This is a genomic window from Pseudomonas sp. NPDC087626 (assembly GCF_044743405.1).
Taxonomy (GTDB): Bacteria; Pseudomonadota; Gammaproteobacteria; order Pseudomonadales; family Pseudomonadaceae; genus Aquipseudomonas.
In genome coordinates this window covers 14,985-38,085 of sequence record NZ_JBIUWJ010000014.1, presented here as the reverse complement: position 1 = coordinate 38,085, position 23,101 = coordinate 14,985, and the positions used below count along the sequence as shown (strand labels likewise).

Annotated in this window: 21 protein-coding genes; 8 read left to right on the top strand and 13 right to left on the bottom strand. The window is 61.3% G+C overall.

Annotated features, from left to right (window positions below; genetic code table 11):
* Nucleotides 1-48: 48 nt before the first annotated feature.
* From ACIOVD_RS13940 to ACIOVD_RS13915, 6 genes are all read right to left on the bottom strand, one after another.
* Nucleotides 49-1,368, bottom strand: a complete 1,320-nt coding sequence (locus ACIOVD_RS13940) for an OprD family porin (protein WP_401128397.1) — start codon at nt 1,366-1,368, stop codon at nt 49-51.
* A gap of 193 nt (nt 1,369-1,561) precedes the next feature.
* On the bottom strand, nt 1,562-1,786 hold the full coding sequence (locus tag ACIOVD_RS13935) for a hypothetical protein (protein WP_095168929.1): 225 nt from the start codon (nt 1,784-1,786) through the stop codon (nt 1,562-1,564).
* A 141-nt stretch (nt 1,787-1,927) separates the two neighbouring features.
* Nucleotides 1,928-3,292, bottom strand: a complete 1,365-nt coding sequence (locus ACIOVD_RS13930; RefSeq protein WP_401128394.1) for a heavy metal sensor histidine kinase — start codon at nt 3,290-3,292, stop codon at nt 1,928-1,930.
* Nucleotides 3,282-3,959 carry a heavy metal response regulator transcription factor gene (locus tag ACIOVD_RS13925; RefSeq protein ID WP_095168927.1) on the bottom strand — a complete coding sequence of 226 codons (678 nt, stop codon included), beginning with the start codon at nt 3,957-3,959 and terminating at the stop codon, nt 3,282-3,284. The genes ACIOVD_RS13930 and ACIOVD_RS13925 overlap by 11 nt, the downstream gene beginning before the upstream one ends.
* Nucleotides 3,960-3,967: 8 nt before the next feature.
* Nucleotides 3,968-7,063, bottom strand: a complete 3,096-nt coding sequence (locus ACIOVD_RS13920) for a multidrug efflux RND transporter permease subunit (RefSeq protein WP_401128391.1) — start codon at nt 7,061-7,063, stop codon at nt 3,968-3,970.
* Nucleotides 7,060-8,229, bottom strand: a complete 1,170-nt coding sequence (locus tag ACIOVD_RS13915; RefSeq protein ID WP_401128388.1) for an efflux RND transporter periplasmic adaptor subunit — start codon at nt 8,227-8,229, stop codon at nt 7,060-7,062. Before ACIOVD_RS13915 ends, ACIOVD_RS13920 begins: the two co-directional genes overlap by 4 nt.
* Nucleotides 8,230-8,438: 209 nt before the next feature.
* Here ACIOVD_RS13915 and ACIOVD_RS13910 point away from each other — a divergent pair, with 209 nt between their 5' ends.
* Nucleotides 8,439-8,684 (top strand): hypothetical protein, encoded by a 246-nt coding sequence (locus ACIOVD_RS13910; RefSeq protein WP_095168924.1) that lies wholly within the window; start codon nt 8,439-8,441, stop codon nt 8,682-8,684.
* Nucleotides 8,685-8,729: 45 nt separating this feature from the next.
* On the opposite strand, the gene ACIOVD_RS13905 is transcribed toward ACIOVD_RS13910, so the two are convergent.
* The 5 genes from ACIOVD_RS13905 to norR form a co-directional block, all read right to left on the bottom strand.
* Nucleotides 8,730-9,479 carry a YkgJ family cysteine cluster protein gene (locus ACIOVD_RS13905; RefSeq protein WP_095168923.1) on the bottom strand — a complete coding sequence of 250 codons (750 nt, stop codon included), beginning with the start codon at nt 9,477-9,479 and terminating at the stop codon, nt 8,730-8,732.
* A gap of 80 nt (nt 9,480-9,559) precedes the next feature.
* Entirely contained in the window at nt 9,560-9,886 is a 327-nt protein-coding gene (locus ACIOVD_RS13900) for a hypothetical protein (protein WP_159997869.1), read from the bottom strand.
* A 63-nt stretch (nt 9,887-9,949) separates the two neighbouring features.
* Nucleotides 9,950-10,432 (bottom strand): GNAT family N-acetyltransferase, encoded by a 483-nt coding sequence (locus ACIOVD_RS13895; protein WP_401128383.1) that lies wholly within the window; start codon nt 10,430-10,432, stop codon nt 9,950-9,952.
* Nucleotides 10,433-10,435: 3 nt separating this feature from the next.
* The gene (locus ACIOVD_RS13890; protein ID WP_095168920.1) at nt 10,436-11,338 is read right to left on the bottom strand and encodes a chemotaxis protein CheV; all 903 of its coding nucleotides are present in this window, start codon (nt 11,336-11,338) and stop codon (nt 10,436-10,438) included.
* Nucleotides 11,339-11,523: 185 nt separating this feature from the next.
* Nucleotides 11,524-13,080 carry a nitric oxide reductase transcriptional regulator NorR gene (norR, locus tag ACIOVD_RS13885; protein ID WP_095168919.1) on the bottom strand — a complete coding sequence of 519 codons (1,557 nt, stop codon included), beginning with the start codon at nt 13,078-13,080 and terminating at the stop codon, nt 11,524-11,526.
* A gap of 157 nt (nt 13,081-13,237) precedes the next feature.
* Here norR and hmpA point away from each other — a divergent pair, with 157 nt between their 5' ends.
* The 7 genes from hmpA to cyoE all read left to right on the top strand — a co-directional run bounded on the left by hmpA (nt 13,238) and on the right by cyoE (nt 21,400).
* A complete protein-coding gene (gene hmpA / locus ACIOVD_RS13880; protein ID WP_401128379.1) occupies nt 13,238-14,419 on the top strand; it encodes an NO-inducible flavohemoprotein in 1,182 nt (393 codons plus the stop codon).
* 821 nt (nt 14,420-15,240) lie between these two features.
* Nucleotides 15,241-15,750, top strand: coding sequence for a disulfide bond formation protein B (locus ACIOVD_RS13875; RefSeq protein ID WP_095168917.1), 510 nt, complete (start codon nt 15,241-15,243; stop codon nt 15,748-15,750).
* An 818-nt stretch (nt 15,751-16,568) separates the two neighbouring features.
* The gene (gene cyoA / locus ACIOVD_RS13870) at nt 16,569-17,504 is read left to right on the top strand and encodes a ubiquinol oxidase subunit II (RefSeq protein ID WP_095168916.1); all 936 of its coding nucleotides are present in this window, start codon (nt 16,569-16,571) and stop codon (nt 17,502-17,504) included.
* Nucleotides 17,505-17,507: 3 nt separating this feature from the next.
* Nucleotides 17,508-19,538, top strand: a complete 2,031-nt coding sequence (cyoB, locus tag ACIOVD_RS13865; RefSeq protein WP_095168915.1) for a cytochrome o ubiquinol oxidase subunit I — start codon at nt 17,508-17,510, stop codon at nt 19,536-19,538.
* Nucleotides 19,539-19,541: 3 nt separating this feature from the next.
* Nucleotides 19,542-20,168 carry a cytochrome o ubiquinol oxidase subunit III gene (locus tag ACIOVD_RS13860; RefSeq protein ID WP_095168914.1) on the top strand — a complete coding sequence of 209 codons (627 nt, stop codon included), beginning with the start codon at nt 19,542-19,544 and terminating at the stop codon, nt 20,166-20,168.
* Entirely contained in the window at nt 20,169-20,501 is a 333-nt protein-coding gene (gene cyoD / locus ACIOVD_RS13855; RefSeq protein ID WP_095168913.1) for a cytochrome o ubiquinol oxidase subunit IV, read from the top strand.
* 11 nt (nt 20,502-20,512) lie between these two features.
* Nucleotides 20,513-21,400 carry a heme o synthase gene (cyoE, locus tag ACIOVD_RS13850; protein ID WP_401128374.1) on the top strand — a complete coding sequence of 296 codons (888 nt, stop codon included), beginning with the start codon at nt 20,513-20,515 and terminating at the stop codon, nt 21,398-21,400.
* Nucleotides 21,401-21,475: 75 nt separating this feature from the next.
* Here the strand turns inward: cyoE and ACIOVD_RS13845 are convergent, their stop codons facing one another.
* Together ACIOVD_RS13845 and ACIOVD_RS13840 are read right to left on the bottom strand one after the other, a co-directional pair.
* The gene (locus ACIOVD_RS13845) at nt 21,476-22,180 is read right to left on the bottom strand and encodes a hypothetical protein (RefSeq protein WP_095168911.1); all 705 of its coding nucleotides are present in this window, start codon (nt 22,178-22,180) and stop codon (nt 21,476-21,478) included.
* Between the two features lie 92 nt (nt 22,181-22,272).
* Entirely contained in the window at nt 22,273-23,100 is an 828-nt protein-coding gene (locus ACIOVD_RS13840) for an ABC transporter permease (RefSeq protein WP_159997861.1), read from the bottom strand.
* Between the last annotated feature and the right edge of the window lies 1 nt (nt 23,101).

Genomic DNA, 23,101 nt, shown 5'->3' with positions numbered 1-23,101 from the left:
AGACGGAGGGCCGCCCGGCTCATTCCCATAGGTATGCGCAGGCGCGCCTTAGAAAACGTTCAGCGGGTAGTCGAGGATCACCCGGTACTCATCGGTGTCGTTGTCCAGTGCGCCATAGCCGTTGCCACCCCGGTTGGTTGCCCATTGCAGGCGCACGGCGAGGTTTTTCGCCGTGCCGTCCTGGACCACGTACTGCAGGTCGAGATCGCGCTCCCAGTGTTTGGCGTGCTGGCCGTCCGCGTTGTACCAGGCGCCATAGCCGGGGCTGTGCGGATCGACTTTGCGCAAGTCGAGGGTGCCGCGCGAATAGGACAGGGCCGAGGTCAGGCCGGGCATGCCCACAGCGGCAAAATCATAGGCGTACTTGAGCTTCCACGAACGCTCGTTGGGGCCGTTGAAGTCCGAGTATTGCTGCGAGTTGTCGAGGTAGACGCTGTCGCCCTGGGCGATGTAGTCAAACGGGGTATTACCGTTCACCCGCTGGTACGCCGCCGTGAGGCTGTGATTACCGACACCGAGGGTCAAATGCAGGCTGTAGGTGTTGTTGTCGATCGCCCCCAGCAGCGCCTCGCCACTGTCCTGGGTGTGATAGTAGTGCAGGCCCGGGTTCAGGCTGACGTGCTCGCTCAGCGAGTAGTTGTAGTCGAGGTCGTAGTAGTACTGGTTCCACACGTCCTTGAGCTCGGAGGCGTACAGGCTGCTGCTAAGCCCTGGCACCGCGCTCCAAGCCACGCCGGCCCAGTTAAGGTGGCGGCTTTCGTCACCCTCGGCCAAGGTCCCGTAGGCAGTGCCGATGCGCTGGTGCCCGCTCTGGTTGTAGGGCTTGGTGAAACTGGCCTGGCCACCTTCGAGCAGCCAGCCGTCGAAGCTGTGGTTGCTCAGGCTGACGCCGCGAAAAGTCTGCGGGAGCATGCGGCTCATGCCGCCGGCGATCACCGGGTTATTGAGGAACAGGTCACCGGCCTTGAGCTCCGTGTCCATGGCGCGCATTTTCAGGGTCGCGCCGCTGGTGGAAAACGACCCCGGGGCTTTGCCGTTGCCATCGCTGGTCGGCAGGATGCTGGAGCCGTCGGTGCCGCCCCCGCCATCGAGTTTCAGCCCGAGCATGGCATTGGCGTCCAGGCCAAAACCCAGTGGCCCCTGGGTGTAACCCGACTCGAATTGTCCGAGAAAACCCTGGCCCCACTCGATGTTGTCATCAGCCTGCTGCAGGCGATTGCGGTTCATGTAGTAGTTGCGGGCACTGAGGTTGAGGCTGGAACCCTCGACAAAACCTTCGTGCGGGGAGTTTTCGGTGGCCTGGGCGGCGGTGGGGATCGTTGCGGCGATTGCAATGAACAGAGGGCACAGTTTGACGGTGATACTCACGTGGGGTACAGCTCCTTGGCGCAATGACCTGTAGGGTCATTGTTTGAAATCCGGTGTTTCTTATTAAGGGGGACGTGCGCGCGCGGGGCAAAAACACAATAAAAAAAAGCCGCTGATAGCAGCGGCTTTTAAGACAACTTCACTTGGGAAAGAGCCGAGTAAAGTGTCGAGGGAAACTCGAAACGCCGATCAATCAGCTGTCTTTCTCAACCTGCGGCTGAGCCTGGACAGTCGCTGCTTGCGGGGCGTGCTCAGGGTTTTGCGCCTTGGCGGTCAGTTCGTTCTGGGCCTTGTCGAAGGCGGCTGCACGCGCGGCATTCTGCGCGATAAAGGCTGGCGACTCTTCGGCCATGGCCAATGGCGAGAGGAACAAGGACGACAAAACGAAAGCGCTGGCAATACCCATACTGTTGGACATCTGAAAAACCTTCTTGCTTGGCAAGTGCTGTTTGGTGCGGGCAAAGATAAGGGGCGCGGGTAAAAGGAAACAGAGCGGATTACAGAAAGGACTGTTGCGGGAACAGCAATAGTTGGTGCCGCGCCCAGCCTGCGGATGCCATTAGATGGGCAGGTAGATACCGAAGGTATTGACCCCTTTGTCACTGCGCACAAACACATCGCCGCCGTGCATCAGCGCAATTGCCTTGACGATGGCCAGCCCCAGGCCGTGGTTGGCGCCACTGTTGCTGCGCGAGGCGTCGACCCGGTAGAAACGCTCGAACAGGCGCGGCAGGTGTTCGCTGGCAATCGGCTCGCCGGGGTTGGTCACTCCAAGGCGAACCTGATGGTGTTCGGCGTCGATCCGCACCTCGATCACCTGTCCGGGTGCGGTGTGTTGTACCGCGTTGTTCAGCAGGTTGATCAAGGCCCGGCGCAGGTGGGCGATTTCAATCCGCACCTGGGCGTCACCGCTAACCCGGACCTGGACCTGGGCATCCTCGAGGATGAAGTCCAGGTAATCCAGGGTGGTCGCCACTTCATCGGCCAACGAGGTGCTGGTGAGTTTGGTGGCCTTGCTGCCCTGGTCGGCGCTGGCCAGGAACAGCATGTCGTTGATGATCGAGCGTAACCGCTCGAGCTCTTCCAGGTTCGATTGCAGCACTTCGAAGTAGTGTTCCGCCGAGCGTCCGCGCGTCAGGGCTACCTGGGTCTGGCCGATCAGGTTGGTCAGCGGTGAACGCAGTTCGTGAGCGACGTCGGCGTTGAACGATTCCAGGCGGGTATAGGCCTGTTCGACCCGCTCTAGGGTCGAGTTGAACGAGGTGACAAACTGATCGAGTTCCGGCGGCAAGGGCGACAGTTGCAAGCGCGCCGACAGCAGGGGCGGGGCCAGACGTTGCGCTTCCTGGGATAACTTGATCAATGGCTTGAGGCCAATTCGCGCGACCCAGTAACTCAATGCGGAGGCCAGCAGTACACCTATGATCGCCAGGCTGATCAGGGCGATCAGCAGGTGATGCTGGGTTTCATAAAAAGTCTGCGTGTCGATGCCGATCATGAAGCGCAACGGCGGGCGCTGATCCTTGGCCGGGAACTGGCTGACCAGCACTTTCAGTGGGTAGGGCTGCTCTGGTAACTGCAGGTCGCGCATGCCCAGCGGGCCTGCGGCGAAGGCGCGGATCTGTGGGGTGATAGCGCCGTATTCGTAACGGCTATCGCCGCTGATGATCCAGAAACTGATGCACTTGTCACCTTCGCCCAGCAGATTGAGTTTGTTGTTGATCTTGACCCAATGTTCCGGGGTGCCATGACTGCCCACCGTGGATTCGAGCACTCTGTAGCGCGCATCCAGCTCCGCTTCCGGCAATAGGCCCAGAGCCTTGTCGACCTGCTGGTACAAGGCCCAGCCGATCACCAGGAACACCAGCGCGGCCACCAGGGTGAACATCGCGCTCAGGCGCAGGGCGATCGAGTTACGAGGCACGACGGCTCTCCAGCACATAGCCCATGCCACGGATGGTGTGCAGCAGTTTCTCGTCGAACGGGCCGTCGATTTTCGCCCGCAGGCGCTTGATTGCCACTTCAACGACATTGGCATCGCTGTCGAAATTGATGTCCCAGACCATTTCGGCAATCGAGGTTTTCGAGAGGATTTCACCTTGGCGCCGGGCCAGCACGCTGAGCAACGAGAATTCCTTGGCCGTCAGGTCCAGACGGGTACCGGCGCGGGTGGCCTTGCGGCTGAGCAGATCTATCCACAGGTCGGCCACGCTCACCTGCACCGGTTCATGCCCGCCACTGCGGCGGGTCAAGGCCTGCAGGCGGGCCACCAGTTCGAGGAACGAGAAGGGCTTGCCCAGGTAATCGTCGGCACCCTCGCGCAGGCCGCGGATCCGGTCCTCGACCCGCTCGCGGGCGGTGAGCATGATCACCGGCGTCTGTTTGCGTGCCCGCAAGGCCCGCAGCACGCCGTAGCCATCCAGCCCCGGCAGCATCACGTCGAGGACAATCACCGCGTAGTCGCACTCCAGTGCCAGGTGCAGGCCTTGGATGCCATCGGGGGCGACGTCTACGGTGTAGCCTTGTTCCGTCAGGCCGCGATACAGGTAGTCTGCGGTTTTTTCTTCGTCTTCAACGATCAGGACACGCATGACCCGCCTCAGTGTGTAGTCGCCAGCGCAGGTGCTGGTGTAGGCCGATGAAACAGCCGTTCAAGCCACAAGTATATGACGGGCGTGGTAAACAGCGTCAGCGCCTGGCTCACCAGCAAGCCGCCGACCACGGCAATCCCCAATGGCTGGCGCAATTCGGCACCGGGGCCGTGGCCCAGCATCAGCGGCAGGGCGCCCAGCAAGGCGGCGAGGGTGGTCATGATGATCGGCCGAAAGCGCGTGATACAGGCCTGGTAGATCGCGTCCTCGGGCGTAAGCCCACCCTTGCGCTGGGCATCGAGGGCGAAGTCGATCATCAGGATGCCGTTTTTCTTGACGATGCCGATCAGCAACACCAGGCCGATCAGCGCCATGATCGAGAAGTCCTGGCCCAGCAACCACAACATGATCACGGCGCCGAGGCCCGCCGAGGGCAGGGTAGAGATGATCGTCAGCGGGTGCACGAAGCTCTCATAAAGCACCCCGAGAATGATGTACACCGCCACCAGCGCCGCCAGGATCAACCAGGGCTGGCTGGCCAGCGAGCTTTGGAATGCCTGGGCTGCGCCCTGGAAGTTGCCGTTGACCGAGGTCGGCATGCCGATTTCGGTTTTCGCCTGGTTGAGCAGGATCACCGCGTCGCCCAAGGCCACGCCCGGTGCGAGGTTGAACGACAGGTTGGCGGCCGGAAACATGCCGTCGTGGGCGATGGACAGCGGGCCGATGGTCGGTGCGTCGAAGCGGGCCAGCGCCGACAGCGGCACCATCTCGCCGCTCAGGGGCGAGCGCAGGTAGAAATACGCCAGGCTTTCGGCCTTGCCCCGTTGCCGGGTGTCCAGTTCGAGGATCACGTTGTACTGGTTGATCTGGGTCTGGAACTCATTGACCTGGCGCTGGCCGAAGGCGTCATAGAGTGCTTCGTCGACATCACTGGCGGTCAGCCCGAAACGCGCCGCCGCCGCCCTGTCGATGGTGATGTGGGTAATGCTGCCGCCCAGTTGCAGGTCGTTGGATATGTCGCGGAAAGCCGGGATGCCGCGTAGCTTGTCCGTCAGGCGCTGGGTCCATAGGTTCAACGTCGGGCCGTCGTTGCTCTTGAGTACGTACTGATACTGTGCCCGGCTGGGGCCGGAACTGAGGTTGATATCCTGACCAGCCCGCAGGTAGAGGACGATGCCGGGGACGTTCATCAGCTGTGGGCGAATCCGGTCGATGAACTCACTGGCCGACACATCGCGCTCGCTCCGAGGTTTGAGGGTGATCCAGAAGCGGCCGTTGGCGATGGTCTGGTTGCTGCCCGAGACGCCCACTGAGTGGGAGAACACCTCCACGGCCGGGTCGGCGGCGACGATCTTGGCCATTGCCAGGTGTTTTTTCACCATGTCGTTGTAGGAGATGTCGGCGGCGGCTTCTGTAGTGCCGAAGATGAAGCCGGTGTCCTGAATAGGAAAGAAGCCCTTGGGGATAAACACATAACCGGCGACGGCCATGCTCAGGGTCAAACCGAAGACCCCGAGCATCAACTTTTGGTGGGCCAGGGCGCGACGCAGTCCTTTTTCATAGAGCGCCAGCAGGTACTCACCAAAGCCAGGCTTGGCGTGGGCGTCATGTTTGGGGGCACGCATGAACAGCGCTGCCAGGGTTGGCGCCAGGGTCAGGGACACCACCACCGAAATCAGGATGGTCGAGGTGGCCGTCAAGGCAAACTCCTTGAACAGGCGCCCGACCACCCCGCCCATGAACAGCAACGGAATGAACGCGGCCACCAGCGAGAAGCTGATCGAGACCACGGTGAAGCCGATCTCGCTGGCGCCCTTGATCGCCGCCACGCGTTGGTCGTCGCCGGCCTCCAGGTGGCGGTGAATGTTCTCCACCACCACAATCGCATCGTCGACCACGAAGCCGACCGAAATCACGATCGCCACCAGGGTCAGGTTGTTGAGGCTGAAGCCCATCACGTACATCAGGGCAAAACTGGCGATCAACGACACCGCGAGCACGCTGGAGACGATCAGCGTCGCCGACAGCTGGCGCAGGAACAGCGCCATCACGGCCACCACCAGCAACACCGCGATCAACAGCGTCAGTTCTACCTCGTGCAGCGAGGCGCGGATGGTCTGGGTACGGTCGATCAGCACCTTGACCTCGACCGACGCCGGCAGCATCGCCTGCAGGCTGGGCAACGCGGCCTGGATACGGTCGACGGTCTCGACGATATTGGCCCCCGGCTGACGGAAAATTACCAGGTTGACCCCCGGCTGCGTGCCGGACCAGGCCTGCACGTAAGCGTCCTCCGCGCCGTTGACCACCCGGGCGACATCGCGCAGGTGCACCGGTGCGCCGTCTTTGTAGGAGACGATCAGTTCGCCGTATTCCTCGGGGTGGAACAGTTGGTCGTTGGTCGCCAGGGTGGAAATGCTCGACTCGCCATACAGCGCGCCCTTGGCCAGGTTGAGGCTGGTTTGCTGGATGGCCAGGCGAATGTCGGCCAGGGTCAGGCCGATGGCAGCGAGCTTGTCGGCCGAGGCCTGGACCCGGATGGCCGGGCGCTGCTGGCCGGTGATGTTGACCTGGCCGACGCCGTCGACCTGGCTCAGTTGGCGACCGAGCAGGGTTTCGGCGTAGTCGCTGAGTTCGGTGCCGGGCATTTGTGTCGAACTGACGCTGAGGATCAGCACCGGGCTGTCGGCCGGGTTGACCTTGCGCCAGGTTGGCAGGGTCGGCATGTCCTTGGGCAGTTTGCCGGCGGCGGTGTTGATCGCGGCCTGGACTTCCTGGGCGGCGGTGTCGATGCTCTTGTCGAGGGTGAACTGCAAGGTCAGGTTGGTCGAACCCAGGGCACTGCTGGAAGTCATCTGGGTCATGCCGGGGATGGCGCTGAATTGCACCTCCAGGGGCGTGGCCACCGACGAGGCCATGGTGTCCGGGCTGGCGCCGGGCAGCAGGGCGTTGACCTGGATGGTCGGGAACTCGGCTTCCGGCAGGGGCGCAATCGGCAATCGCGGGAAGGCGATCAGGCCCAGCAGCACCAAGGCGAAGGTCAACAGGACGGTGGCCACCGGGTGATCGATGCACCAGGCGCTGATCCCCCTGCGGGCCGTCATGGCTGCTGCTCCGAAACGGTGGCCTGGGTCAGTTCCGGTGGTTCGTCGAGGATCTGCACGCGACTCCCCGGCTTGAGTCGCGACTGGCCATCGCTGACCAGGACGTCACCGGCCTGCACGCCCTTGATGATGTTCAGGTCGCTGTTCTGATAGACCATCTGCACCGGCACCGATTCGACCTTGCCATCCGTCACCCGGTACACAAAGTGCTGGTCCAGGCCGCGCTGGACCACCGTCGGCGGTACCACCAGGGCCGCCTTGTCCAGCGCGGTCTGGATCTTGATCGTCACCAGTTGCCCGGGCCAGAGCTTTTGCCCGGGGTTGTTGAATTCGGCCTTGGCGCGAATGGTGCCGGTGTTGGCGTTGATCTGGTTATCGATCAGCGTCAGGTGGCCTTCCCCGAGCAAGTTGCCGGTCTGGCCGTCGGTATCGGCTCCCAGATAGGCGTCGACCGCGGCTGCGGGCGTCGCGCCGATCAGGCCTTGCAAGGTCGGTAGCATCTGCTGTGGCAGGGAGAACTCGACGGCGATCGGGTCGATCTGGGTCACTGAGAACAACCCTTGGGTATCGCTCATGCGCAGGAAGTTGCCCTCATCCACGGTGCGAATCCCGACCCGCCCGGTCACCGGTGAACGTATCTGGGTGTAGGAGAGTTGCACCTGCGCCGCGTCGATGGTGGCCTGGTTGCCCAGCAGGGTGGCTTTCAACTGATTGACCAGCGCCTGCTGCTGGTCGTAGGTCTGTTTCGACACCCCGTCATCGGCGCTCAGCAGCTTGTAGCGCTGCAGATTGACCTGGGCCACCTGCAACTGGGCCTGGCTTTCGCCCTGTTGCGCGCGGGCCTGATCGAGGCTGGCGCGGATCGAGCGATCGTCGATGGTGGCCAGTAGGTCGCCGGCTTTGACTCGTTGGCCTTCCTTGACCAGCAGGCGGGTGAGGATGCCGTCGATCTGCGGGCGAATGACCACGCTGTGCAACGACAGCACCGAGCCGATGCCGCTGACATATCGCGGTACATCGCGCTGCGCGACGCTGACCACCCGCACCGGCACCGCCGTCGGCGCGGCGAGTTTGCTCGAAGCCGGCCGGAGCAGGGTCCAGGCCCCGGCGGCGACAAGCACGACGAGGGTAGCGACAAGCAGGAGCGTGGTTTTTTTGCTGGGCATCAAGTCAATCGCCGGGGCCGGTGGGTCGGATAGGTAGCCAGTATGCCTCCGTTATAGCCCCACGATCCGGTCAGCAGGGTGACGGCTAACTGACAGGGCGGACAGCTTGGCGCTTGAAGCTTGCAGCTTGCCGCGGCTCTTCCCGCTATACTGCCGGCTTTTCGCGACCCATCATCCGGGCGCGACTCAACGCTACACCCGGAGCATTCATGACTTCCCCGACACAAGCGCCTGCGGCTGACGACCAGGCTGACCTGCCAGACAGCGTCGACTCCAGCGCCGACAGCGACAGCAACGCCGCGATCCCGGCCTTCAAGTTCCCGTTCAAGCCAGGTGCACTGGCTGCCGCCAAGGCTGGCAATCAGCCGTGGTACAAGAATGGCGCCAAGAATGGCCACACCAAGGTTCCGGGCGCCGCGCCACCAGGTACCCGTCGCTCGATGGGCAAACGCTGATTTGCTGAGCTTGCGCAGTGGTCATCAGGCCACTGCCATTGCGGCCTAGGCCGCCTGCAACGAGATAAAGGCGTAATTCAGGGGCTGCGCAGTCGTCACCCGCGCTCCGGCGGCCTGCACCTGATCGGCCAGCGCTGCCCCCGACAGATGAAACTGCCATTGCCCGACCGCAGCCAATTGCGGTTCGGCCTGAATCTGGTCGATGGCGGCGGCAAACGCGGCCATATCCGGCAAATAGGCGGTAAAACCGTCGCCCTTGAGGGCTGCGGTGCAAATTCCCAGCTGTGTGCAAATCCCTTCCTTGGCTTGAATGTCGTCCCGATCGGCCTGGCGCGAATCTTCGATCAGGCTTGCCAGCGCCGGGTCGACCAATTGGCCGCCGACGATCAACTCAGGCCCCTGCTGCCATGACTCGGGCGGGCAGTCCTTGGCTCCCGGTGTGAGGGGGATGTGTGGGTTGATCTCCATCGGGTAGATCCGGCACACCAGCGGCCGACGTTCATAGATCCGGCACAGGTTGTCTTCGTCAAGATTCCGGCAGCGGCCCGCATTGAAGGCGGCGAAGGTAATCGTCACGTAGGCGTGGGTGTCACCGCTGGGCACCACCACTGAACGGCGGCGGGCGTGTTCGCGCTGCACGGCCGGCAGGCCCAGGCCGTTGTCCAGGAACCCTTCGACTAGCACGATCACTGCGCCGCCATCCGCTGCCCACATGCGGGCTTCGGCGAGAGTCAGGGGCACATGGTGGTCATTGCAGCATTTGCCGCAGCCTACGCAGGAAAACGATGTGTTCATGGGGGCGTTCACAGTCCGAAAGCGTCAGCGATGACAAAAAAACAGCGCCGGGGCCTGGTGCGAAGCAAGTTGTGCGCCAGTCATTGACCCTGGGTGGCCGGGCGCACCGAGTCCCATTCTGTGACATGGGCGGTCTTGCTTTTCTTGTGGTAGAGGCACAGCTCCGTGCCCCGCTGTCCCTTCATGTGCTTTTGCGGGTACTGGCCCTCAAGCAGCAAGGCGCTGTAGCCGACGCGATCATCGAACAACGCGGCATTACCCACCGGCTTGGCGTGGCTCAACTGGCTGGCCTTTGTGCAACTGGCGAGTACCGCCTTGTCGTAGGCGGCCCAGGCGTCGGGGCTCGAGGCCTGGGCGTGGAGTGCGAGGCTGGTCAGGGCGATGAAGAGCAGGGCAGGGGATCGCATGGCAGGACTCCAGATAGGTCGGATAGGGAGTATGCCTGATGCAGTTGTGGGGGGAGGCGGTGCTCAGTCTGGAACGGGTTCCCGGCGGACCAGGCGCATGCCGCAGCTGTCATACAACTGCCGCGCCCGATGGTTGTCCTCCAGTACCTTCAAATCGACAAACCCTTCGCGACGCTGCTGGAAAACGCTGAAGGCATGCAGCAGCAACGCCCGTCCCAAGCCCTGCCCCCGGGCGCGGGGATGCACCACCAGGTGCTTGATGTAGGCGCTGGTCCAGCACTGGATCACGCCGACCAGGCCCTGCGCGTCGGAGGCGATGAAGCACAGTTGCGGATCGTATTCGGGGTCGCGCTCAAAACGTTCGCGCCAGGTAGCCAGGGCCGAGACCTGACCGCCGCCCTGGCGATAGCCGGCCTCTAGCAACTGATGCACCGCCTCGGCCATCGCCGGTTGGTAGCTGGTCAGGCTGATACCCGCCGGCCAGGCGCAGGGCGCGAGGGGGCCGGCCAGTTCGCGGCGCAATAATAGGCAGTAAGCCTGGGCCACGGCTCAATGACCCTGCTGCGCCACCGCTTTGGCGGCGTCGATCAGGCATTGGGTCAGCTCCGGCGAGGAGAATTTGGTCAGCACCGCATTGGCTCCGGACAGTCGGGCTTTTTCACTGTTCATCGCGCTGTCCAGGGAGGTATGCAGCAGCACGTAGAGGTGGGCAAAATCGGGGGTTTCGCGCAGGGTCCGGGTGAAGGCGTAGCCGTCCATTTCCGACATCTCGATGTCCGAGACAATCAGGTTGATCTGCTGCGCGGTGCCTTGCAGTTCCAGCAGGCAGTCGATGGCCTCCTTGGCACTGCGGGCGGTGTGGCATAACAGCCCGAGGTGACGCAGGGTATGTACCGACTGTTGCAGCGCCACCTGGCTGTCGTCGACCACCAGGATGCGCGCGTTGCCCAGCAACTCGGCATCTTCCATGCTCAACTCGGTGGGCGCCATTTGCACCGGCTCCGGGGCAATGCCGTGGATGACCTTCTCGATGTCCAGCACCTGCACCAGCGTGCCATCGACCGAGGTCACGCCAGTGATGTACGAACGTCCGCCGCCCGAGCCATACGGCGGCGGGCGAATATCGGAGGTCAGGCAGTGCACGATCTTGCTCACCGCCTGCACGTGCAGGCCCTGTTTCGAGCGGCTGACGTCAGTGACGATCAGGCAGCCACCGTCCGGGTCCGCCAGGGGCCGCTCGCCGATGGCGCGGCTCAGGTCGATGACCGACAACGAGTTGCCGCGCAGGGTGGCGATGCCTTTGACGTGGGGGTGCGACTCCGGTAGCCGGGTCAGCGGCGGGCAGGGGATGATTTCACTGACTTTCAGCAGGTTGATCGCCATCAGCTTGCCACTGCGCAAGGTAAACAGCAGAAGCGAAAGTGAATCTGCGCGGGCTTTGGTGGAGGACATAAAAACCTTCTGTGGAAAAGGTGGCGGAGGATCGCGGGAGCGCCGACAACTATTGATAACGGGTTATCGACTTGTCGGCGGCAGGCTTTAGGACCGGTACAACCTTTGTCGCCGCTGCCGAGCCCGCGAGGCTGCGTCAACGGCTGCAGGACGTTCATTTGGCTTGGCAATACCGTTGGGGGCGATCACTTCATGCCCAGCCGCTTGGCCATTCGCCCCAGGTTCGCCCGGTCCAGGCCCAGTTCGCGGGCGGCGCTGGCCCAGTTGTGCTGGTGGCGCTCCAGGCACGCGCTGATCAGTTGGCGCTGGTACTGCTCGGTGGCCTGGCGCAGGTCGCCGTTCATCTCCAATGCTGGCGCAGGTGCGGCGGGCGCAGGCACTGTGCTGATCTCAAGGGTGTCGTGGGGCAAGTCCAGGTCGATCGCACTGAGGCTGAGGATCTTCGGCCGCTCGCGGGAATTGCCCAGCGCCTTCAAGGCACTGCGACCGATCAGGTGTTCCAGTTCGCGGACATTGCCCGGCCAGCTGTAAGCCAGCAGCGCGGCCTGGGCATCGCTGGACAGGCGCAGACTGTTGAGGCCCATGCGCGAGCGATTCTGTTCGAGGAAATAGCCACTGAGCAGCAGCACATCGCGCCCGCGATCACGCAGGGCCGGCACCAGCAGTGGATACACGCTCAGGCGATGATAGAAGTCGGCGCGGTAGCGGCCACTGCGCACTTCTTCGGCGAGGTCGCGGTTGGTGGCGGCGATCAGGCGCACGTCGACCTGATGCTCCTTGTCCGACCCCAGGCGCTGCAGCTGGCCGCTTTGCAGGACGCGCAGCAACTTGGCCTGCACTGTCAGGGACAACTCGCCGACTTCGTCGAGAAACAGGGTGCCGCCATTGGCCAGTTCAAATTTGCCGCGGCGGTCACTGGTGGCGCCGGTGAAGGCCCCGCGCACATGGCCGAACAGCTCGCTCTCCACCAGGGTATCGGGCAGGGCGGCGCAGTTGAGGCTGATGATCGGCTTGTGGGCCCGCGCTGATGCGGCGTGAATTGCCTGGGCCACCAGCTCCTTGCCGACCCCGGTTTCCCCGGTGATCAGCACCGTCAGGTCGCTGCCGCCCACCAGTTTGATCTCCTCCACCAGGCGCTTGTGCGCCTTGCTCTGGCCGATCATTTCGCGGTCCTGCTGGCCGCTGGCCTGCCGATAGACCTCGGCCCGCTGGTGCTCGTCTTCGACCCGATTGGCCAGCCGCTCAATGCGCTCGGCGGCGTTGACCGTGGCGGCTGCCAGGCTGGCGAAGGCCTGCAGGGCATCCAGTTCGATGGGTTCGAAGCGTTCCGGGTCCAGCGCATCCAGGGTCAGCAAGCCCCAGGGCCGCTCATCGATAAACAGCGGGCAGCCCATGCAGTCGTGGACCTCCAGGTGCTCGTCGAGGCCATCGACCAGGCCGTCATAAGGGTCCGGCAGCTCGCTGTCGGCGGCAAAGCGTGTCGGGCCAGGGCTGCTGAGCAGCGCCTCGAAGCGCGGGTGCTCGCTGACCTTGAAGCGCCGACCCAGGGTGTCGGTACTCAAGCCGTCGACCGCCAGCGGCACCAGCCATTCGCCATCCAGGCGCAGCAGGGCGGCGGCATCGCAGGGCAGCAGGGCACGCATGGCTTCCAGCAGGCGCCGGTAGCGCTCACCTTCGGGCAGTTCGCGGGACAGGTCAGAGACCAGCGGCAGCAGGGTGGTCAGCAGGGATTTTGCAGTCATATTGACTCCATGTAGTCGAGGTGACTATAAAACCCCAAGGGTCGTTATGACTACATATTAATCAAATCATTGATTTATAACGATTTAATACTTGGCATGGAAACTGATACCCAAAGGGTAATCCATTAAAAGCAGTCGTTCAGGAGTTCATCCCCTTATGCTTAGCGCTCAAGACCGTGCCATCGTCAAATCCACTGTGCCACTGCTGGAAAGCGGTGGTGAAGCCCTGATCACCCACTTTTACCGCATGATGCTCAGCGAATACCCGCAAGTGCGCCCGCTGTTCAACCAGGCGCACCAGGCCAGCGGCGACCAGCCCCGGGCCCTGGCCAATGGCGTGCTGATGTACGCCCGGCACATCGACCAGCTCGACCAGTTGGGCGATCTGGTGGCGAAGATCATCAACAAGCATGTGGCCCTGCAGATTCTTCCTGAGCACTATCCGATTGTTGGCAGCTGCCTGTTGCGCGCCATCAGTGAAGTGCTCGGTGACGAGATCGCCACGCCCGAAGTGATGAATGCCTGGGGCGCGGCCTATGGCCAACTGGCTGAGATCCTGATCGGTGCCGAAGCCGCGATCTACGACCAGAAAGCCGAAGCTGTCGGCGGTTGGCGCGGGGCGCGCGAGTTCATCCTGGCCCAGCGGGTCGAGGAGAGCGCGGAAATCACCTCGTTCTACTTTGAACCCGCGGACAAGGGCCCGATCCTTGCCGCAGAGCCAGGCCAGTACATCGGCATGAAGCTGCTGCTGGACGGTGAAGAGATTCGTCGCAACTACTCGCTGTCGTCCCTGGGTACCGACGGCCAGTACCGCATCAGCGTCAAGCGCGAAGCCGGCGGCCGCGCTTCGAATTACCTGCATGACCAGTTCCAGGTCGGTGCCCGCATCGAACTGTTCCCGCCTGCTGGCGACTTTACCCTGACGGCCAGCGACAAGCCGCTAGTGCTGATCAGCGGCGGGGTGGGCATCACCCCGACCCTGGCCATGCTCGAAGCGGCCCTGGCAACCGAGCGGCCGGTGCACTTTATCCATTGCGCGCGTAATGGCGGGGTGCATGCTTTCCGTGACTGGATCGACGCCCTGGCCGCGCGTCATCCGCAACTCAAGCGCTTCTACTGCTACGCCGAAGATGACGGGATCAGCCCGGCGGCTGACCAGGTCGGGTTGCTGAGCCAGGAGCAATTGGGCCACTGGTTGCCCGAGCAACGGGACTTGGATGCTTACTTCCTGGGGCCCAAGGGTTTCATGGCGGCGATCAAGCGTCACCTCAAGGCGTTGGGTGTGCCGGAGAGCCAGAGCCGTTACGAGTTCTTTGGGCCGGCTGCGGCGCTGGAGTAACCGCAAAGGGGCGATTTGGTCAGACCGAGTCGCCCCTATCGCGGGCAGGCTCGCTTCCACCAGTCTTTAGTCGAGGCAAGGTCAATTGTGGGAGATTCTATGGTGTTGAGGGTCTGTGGGAGCTGCTGAAGGTTGTGATCTTTTGATCTTGGATTTGAGGTATATCCATTGCTGCGGTTGTGGCGGCTAATGGTTCCGCCCTTACGGCGGGTCACTTTGGCAAACGCCCCAAAGTAACCAAAGGTCTTTGCCCCAGGCGTTCGGCCCCTCGCTAAGGCTCGGGGTCCCTTCGCTACGGTATCCATCCGGGGGCGTCGCCTCCGGTTTGCTTCGCTGCACCTCCTCTCGATGTATGCGGCTTCGCCGCACGGCGCTCCGCGCCTCCCCCCTGATGGACACCTTCGCTCAGCCTGCCGATGGGGCGGGTGGATCAAGAGCAAAAGCACGGCGACCTGCCGGTCGGCCTGAGTGGCAAGGGCAGGCGAGGCGGCCTACCGGCCGGCCTGCTTTCCTGCGTTGGAGTATCTTTGTGGGAGCGGGCTTGCCCGCGATGAGGCCGGCATAGCCAACATTTATGCCCCCTGACCCACCGCCATCCCGGGCAAGCGGAGCGCCGCCTGGCCTGGTCCCACAGATTCACTGTGCGAGCTTGCTCGCGATGGCGTCATGCGCGTCAACACAGATTCCACGGGTTAATCCGCTGTTAATACCCCCCACCGTTAATTCCCAGCGAAAGGTCCGACACCACGCCACGTGCTGCATACGCGCGCCTGGCGTGTAAACTGGCGGCCATAGCCTGATTTATGACGAAGGAAACGGGAATGAACGAGGATTCGATGCGCCTGGGCCGTGAGCGGCGCTTTCTGGTGTTGTTGGGCATCATCTGCCTGGCGCTGATCGGGGGCGCGCTGTACATGCAGATCGTGCTGGGCGAAGCCCCGTGTCCACTGTGCATCCTGCAGCGTTATGCATTGCTGCTGATCGCTCTCAGTGCGTTCGCCGGCGCGGCCATGCGCACCCGACGCAGCATCACGGTGTTCGAGACCCTGGTGGTGATCTTTGCCCTGGCGGGGGCGGGCACCGCGGCCCATCACGTCTACACCCAGTTCTATCCATCGGTGAGCTGCGGTATTGATGTGCTGCAGCCGATTGTCGATGGCTTGCCACTGGCGAAGATCTTCCCGCTGGGCTTCCAGGTCGACGGTTTCTGCTCCACGCCTTATCCGCCGATCCTTGGCCTGTCGCTGGCGCAATGGGCCCTGGTGGCCTTCGTCCTGACCGTGGTCCTGGTGCCGCTGCTGGTTTCGCGCAACCGCAAACAGCTGAACTGAGGCCGACACCCTCAACCACCGTCGTTGCACAAAAAACGCCCTGGTCCTCGAAAGAGGCCGGGGCGTTTGACGTTTCAGCGCGCCAGTAAAAAGTTCGTGATGTGGGGCAATCGAGGGTGCGGCGAGTGTGCGACATGTTGTCACAGCTCAAGTGTCGCAACTCATTTCAAGCTTCGTGTTTTGGCATGAAAAGATACAAAGATCTGCCCGGCGCCGGTCTTAGCCAAAAGCCAGCAAGAATGCCGCGACAGGCAGTTTTAACAGGCTTCGGCGAATCGCCACAGGCCTTGTGAAAAGGGGGCTTTGGCGAGCATGGCGGACCGAGCTTGGGCCTGGAAGCTGTCTGAACTGCGCACAGTAGGCCTACAATTTTTGGGGTTCTTGTTGAGAATGAATCGCGATAAAATCGGCAATCTTTACAGGATTGGTTAATGATTGTTGCCGTATCCGATAAAAATTATTTCGAGATGAGACATGGTTTATAAAACGTTACATATCTACAATCGCCCGCACTGAAATTCCGGCACTGCTCACCCCTGAGCAGAGAAGGGTGGTCGAGGAGCGGTTCGATAGCTTCGTGCGACCCCAGGTGTCGGTGCCTTTCCAATTATCCGCACCAAATGGAATTGGTCTGTAACAAGGCCTTTGACCACGAATTCGAATAAGAACTCACCGCTGGCCCAGGATGTGTCAATCAGCGTTTAACGCGTGACGGGCAAGCCCTTATTCAATCCAAGAAAAATGCCAACCCTTGGCAGGGTGAAGTGTTGGCGATCGAAACCCAACTGCATTGCGCAAGCTGCTTTAGAGGTCGTGAGATGAGTAAAAACAGGTACCCCAGACTACTAGGCTTATTGCCGCTGCTCGGCACGCTGTTGCTGGGAGGCTGCAACATGACCTTGCTCGATCCCAAGGGCCAGGTCGGCCTGGACGAGCGAAACCTGATCATCACCGCAACGCTGCTGATGCTCCTGGTCGTGGTTCCGGTCATCGTCATGACCTTCCTGTTCGCCTGGAAGTACCGTGCGTCCAACACCAGCGCCACCTACACGCCCAAGTGGAACCACTCCACCAAGATCGAAATCGCAGTGTGGGCTGTCCCGGTTCTGATCATCATTGCCCTGGGTTACGTCACCTACAAATCGACCCACGCCCTGGACCCGTACCGTCCGCTGGAGTCCGACGTTAAGCCTGTGACCATCGAAGTGGTCGCGCTGGACTGGAAGTGGCTGTTCATCTACCCGGAACAAGGCATCGCCACGGTCAACAAGATCGTGTTCCCGGCGCACACGCCAATCAACTTCAAGGTGACCTCGGACGCCGTGATGAACTCGTTCTTCATCCCGGGCCTGGGCGGCCAGATCTACGCGATGGCGGGCATGCAGACCAAGCTGCACCTGATCGCCAACCAGAACGCTGAAATGGACGGTATCTCCGCCAACTACAGCGGTGCTGGTTTCACCGGTATGAAATTCAAGGCAATCGCCACCACCCAGGAAGAGTTCGACGCCTGGGTAAGCGAAGTCAAAAAGGCACCTAAACAGCTTGAACAAGCTGAATACGCAGCCCTTTCCAAGCAGAGCCAGAACAACCCAGTCGAGCTCTACTCCTCGGTTACGCCGAACCTGTTCCAGATCATCGTCGACAAGTACGAAGGGATGAAACCGGGTCCGAAGGTCAAGCACGAGAAGAAAGAGAAAGAAGTGGCCGCTACGGACATGGAATCGCATTCAGCTGCCGGGGCAGAGGAGTAAACGATGTTTGGTAAATTAAGTTGGGAAGCGGTCCCGTTCCACGAACCGATCGTGATGATTACCATCGCCATGATCGCGCTCGGTGGTCTGGCGCTGTTCGCTGCAATCACCTACTTCAAGAAGTGGACCTACCTGTGGACCGAGTGGTTGACCTCGGTCGACCACAAGAAAATTGGCGTGATGTACATCATCGTCGCCATGGTCATGCTGCTGCGCGGTTTTGCCGACGCCATCATGATGCGTACCCAGTTGGCCATGGCCACCGAGGGTTCGCCGGGCTACCTGCCTCCTGAACACTATGACCAGATCTTCACCGCTCACGGTGTGATCATGATCATCTTCATGGCGATGCCATTCTTCACCGGCCTGATGAACCTTGCAGTGCCGCTGCAGATCGGCGCGCGTGACGTTGCCTTCCCGTTCCTGAACTCCTTGAGCTTCTGGTTGCTGGTTTCCGGCGTGGTGCTGATCAACCTGTCCCTGGGCGTTGGCGAATTCGCCAAGACCGGTTGGGTTGCCTATCCGCCGCTGTCGGGCCTGCAATACAGTCCGGGCGTGGGGATGGATTACTACATCTGGGCGCTACAGCTATCCGGGCTAGGTACGACGCTGACGGGGGTCAACTTCCTGGCCACCGTGCTGAAAATGCGTACCCCGGGCATGAAACTGATGGACATGCCGATCTTCACCTGGACCTGCACCTGGGCCAACGTCCTGATCGTCGCTTCGTTCCCGATCCTGACCGCTACCCTGGCACTGCTGACGCTTGACCGTTACATGGATTTCCACATTTTCACCAATGAACTTGGTGGCAATCCGATGATGTACGTCAACCTGTTCTGGGCCTGGGGTCACCCCGAGGTGTACATCCTGATTCTGCCGGCGTTCGGGATCTTCTCCGAAGTCATCTCGACCTTCACTGGCAAGAAACTGTTCGGCCACCATTCGATGATCTACGCTTCGGGCGCGATCTCGATCCTCGGCTTCATGGTCTGGCTGCACCACTTCTTCACCATGGGTTCGGGTGCCAGCGTCAACGCCTTCTTCGGCCTGGCGACGATGCTGATTTCGATCCCCACGGGTGTGAAGCTATTCAACTGGCTGTTCACCATCTACCAGGGCCGCCTGCGTTTCACCAGCCAAGTGCTGTGGACCCTGGGCTTCATGGTGACCTTCGCCATCGGCGGCATGACCGGTGTACTGTTGGCCATCCCGGGTGCTGACTTCGTCCTGCACAACAGCCTGTTCGTGATCGCGCACTTCCACAACGTGATCATCGGCGGCGCCGTGTTCGGCTACATCGCAGGTTTTGGCTTCTACTTCCCGAAAGCGTTCGGCTTCAAGCTGCACGAAGGCTGGGGCAAGGCTGCATTCTGGTTCTGGATCACCGGCTTCTTCGTCGCATTCATGCCGCTCTACGTCCTGGGCTTCATGGGCATGACCCGTCGCCTGAACGCCACCACCAACCCGGAATGGGTGCCGTACCTGTACGTCGCCATGTTCGGCGCCGTGATGATCGCTGTCGGCATCGCCTGCCAGTTGATCCAGCTGTACGTCAGCGTGCGTGATCGCAACAAGCCAGAAAACATGTGCGAACACGGTGACCCGTGGAATGCCCACACCCTGGAATGGTCGACCTCCTCGCCACCACCGTTCTACAACTTCGCCGTACTGCCAAAAGCCGATGTGATCGATCCGTTCACCGAAGCCAAGGAAAACGGTACTGCGTACCAGGCGCCAAGCCGTTACGAACCGATCCACATGCCAAACAACACCGCCACCGGTGTGGTCATGGGCGCACTGTTGACAGTGTTCGGTTTCGCGATGATCTGGCACATCTGGTGGCTGGCCGCCTTCGGTCTGGTCGGCACCGTGGTGTACTTCGTGATCCACGCTGCGCGTGATGATCAGGGCTATATGGTGCCGGTCGACGTGATCGAGCGCATCGAAGCCGAGCAGCACAAGCGTCTGGTAGCGGCCGGGAAAGTTCCAGCCACCGCCACCCGTGTTGAAACCTCGTTGGAACAGGCTTAAACCATGTCGAACTTAGTGACCAATGCTGGACACACCCATGTCGATGGACATGGGCATGATGACCATCACCACGACTCGGGCGAGATGACCGTATACGGCTTCTGGCTCTACCTGATGACCGACTGCATCCTGTTTGCGTCGATCTTCGCGGTATACGCGGTACTGGTAAACAACGTCGCCGGTGGCCCGTCGGGCCACGACATCTTCGAACTGCCGTATGTACTGGGCGAAACCGCTCTGCTGCTGTTCAGTTCGATCACCTACGGCTTCGCCATGCTGGCGTTGTTCAAGGGCAAGAAGAGCCAGGTCCTGGGCTGGTTGGCCATGACCTTCATGTTCGGCGCCGGCTTTATCGCCATGGAGATCAACGAGTTCCACCTGCTGATCTCCGAAGGCTACGGCCCTAGCCGTTCCGGCTTCCTGTCCGGGTTCTTCACCCTGGTCGGTACCCACGGTCTGCACGTGACCAGCGGTCTGATCTGGATGGCGATCATGATGTATCAGGTGCAGAAAAACGGCCTGACGGCGACCAACAAGACCCGTCTGAGCTGCCTGAGCCTGTTCTGGCACTTCCTGGACGTCGTGTGGATCTGCGTATTCACCGTTGTTTATCTGATGGGGACTATGTAAATGGCTAACACATCACATTCCCACGACGACGCCGGTCACGGCAGCGTCAAGTCCTACGCCATCGGCTTCATCCTGTCGGTCATCCTGACGGTGATTCCTTTCGGCCTGGTGATGTACCCATCGCTGCCGAAGTCGATCACCTTGTGGATCGTCCTGGCATTCGCCGTGATCCAGGTGCTTGTGCACCTGGTGTACTTCCTCCACCTGGATCGTTCGCAGGCTCAGCGTAACAACGTGATCGCGTTTGTCTTCGCCGCACTGGTAATTGTCCTGCTGGTGGGTCTGTCGCTGTGGATCATGTTCAGCATCCACACCTTCATGATGGCGAAGTGAGGTAAGTCCGGATGTCCTTTAAGCACTTTATCCAAATCACCAAACCGGGGATCATTTTCGGTAACGTGCTTTCTGTGGCAGGCGGATTTTTCCTGGCCTCGAAGGGGCATGTCGATCTGGCCATTTTCCTGGCCGCGATGATCGGCACGTCCCTGGTGGTGGCCTCGGGTTGCGTGTTCAACAACTGCATCGACCGTGACATCGACCTGAAGATGGAGCGCACCAAGAACCGGGTGCTGGTGCAGGGCCTGATCTCCCTGAAACTGGCACTGGTCTACGCGACTGTCCTGGGTGTTGCTGGCGTGGCCCTGCTGTACAAGGTGGCCAACCCGTTGGCGGCGCTGTTCGCGGTGATCGGGTTTGTCATCTATGTCGGCTTCTACAGCCTGTATCTCAAGCGCAAGTCGGTACACGGCACGCTGGTGGGCAGTCTGTCGGGGGCGATGCCGCCGGTGATCGGTTATGTAGCCGTGAGCAACAGCTTCGACATGGCTGCGCTGACCCTGCTGGTGATGTTCAGCCTGTGGCAGATGCCGCATTCCTATGCGATCGCGATCTTCCGTTTCAACGACTACCTGGCGGCATCGATTCCGGTGTTGCCGGTCAAGCGTGGGATCGAGGTGGCGAAGCGGCATATCCTGCTCTACATCCTGGCGTTCCTGGTGGCGACCTTGATGCTGACCTTCAGTGGTTATGCGGGGATGAGTTATCTCGCGGTTGCGGCGGCCATGGGCATGTACTGGTTGTATATGGCCTGGACCGGCTACAAGGCGGTGGATGACACGGTGTGGGCACGCAAGCTGTTTGTGTTCTCGATCTTCACCATCACTGCGTTGAGCGTGATGATGTCGTTGGATTTCAAGGTGCCGAGTGAGTTGTTGCTGACTTACGCGCCTTGAGGTTTGCCGCTGTAACTGGAGCCCCGCCTTTGTGAGAAGTGCGGGGCTTTTTGTTGGGCTGGTTTTGCTCGGCGATTACTGGGCCGCGATGCTGTAGCCGGCAAACGCGGTCTGCTGTTGCAGGGCGGTGATGATGGCTTTGCGGGTGGCCGGTTGTTCGGTGCCGCTGGCGTCGAGGAAGGTTTCGTTTTCCAGTTCCAGTTCGTCGCCTTCGCCGACGAAGGTGAAGCCGAGGAATTCATAGGCTTGGCGATCGACGCTGGGTTTCGAGCGTGGGGTGCGCAGGGGCAGGGTCACGGTGAGGCCGTCCTTGCTGATGCTGAACACTTCGACTTCTTTCTTCGCGCGGGCGGCCTTGCCCTTGCTGCCGCTTGGGTTGCTGATGGCCTGGTGGGTCTGGTTGAGGACTTTCAGGGCCAAGCCGTAGACCAGCTCCTGGAAGCTTGGGTCGTCCTTGAAGCTGGACAGGATGCGGCTGATCGGGAACTTGCTGCTCAGGTCTTCGAGGGCGGCGATGTCGGCGGCCTCGGCGTCCTTGAGTTGCTTGAGCTGGCCCATCAGTTCGTACGCCTGGTCGTCGTCGAAGCGGTCGTGGGCCTGGCGGATGGCCGTGCGCAGCTCGCGAATCTGGTCGCTTTCCTTGGAAGTGTGGAAGGCGTCCAGGACCATCTCGCTGATGGTTTTGGCCTGGGGCACGTGTTGTGAAAGATTGATGGAGTTTTCGTATTCCGCTTTGGACGACAAGGTGACTACGGATTCAGCGGTATTGGAATCTGGCATTGAAATTTCACTACTTCTTTAAACTTGAATTGAGGCGAGAAAGCACGACGGCCTTTTCAGGCCGCCTAATCTATTGGACCGGGGCGGTGTTGTCACGGGTGTTGAAGCCTTTGCGCTCGTTTGTCGACCAGGTGCTGGACCACCAGGCGTCCAATCAGCACCAATAGGGTCAGGCTGATCAGCAGCACCGAGATGGCGGCCACGCTTGGGTCGACGTTGTCGCGCAAGCCGCTCCAGATGCGTTTGGGCAGGGTGTCGACGTTGACGCTGGTGATGAACAGGGTCACCGCCACTTCTTCCCATGACAGGGCAAAGCCGAGCAGGGCGGTGGATGCCAAGCCCAGTTTGAGGTTCGGCAGGATCACCATGAAGGTGGTCTGCATCAGGCTGGCGCCGAGGTTGCGCGACGCCAGTTCAATCCGGCGGTCGATCTGGCTGAGGGCCACGAGCATGGTCACCACCCCGTACGGCACCACCATGATCACGTGGGCGATCACCACCCCGGTCAGGGTGTCGTAGCCCATGCCCGGGGCGAAGCGGCCGAGCTTGGTTTCCATGAAGTACAGCACCAGCGCCGAAATCACCGGCGGGATCGCCATGGGCAACAGCACCAGGCCGATCAGCGCGGTGGCCAGTTTCGAGCGCATGTACCAGATGCCGAGGCTGAAGCTGGCCGCCAGCAGGGTCGCGATGATACTGGTGGCAAAGGCAATGGTCAGGCTCTGGCTGATGGCATGGAACCAGTCCGGGTTGCTCACCAGCGCCTCGTAATGGCGCAGCGACCAGTTGCCCTCGGGCATCGACAGGAAGCGCTTGCTGGTGAACGACACCGGTATCACCGTCAGCAGCGGGAACAGCATGAACGCCATGGCGGTCACGGCCAGCAGGCGGGTACTCAGGCTTGTACGATGGGTGTTCATA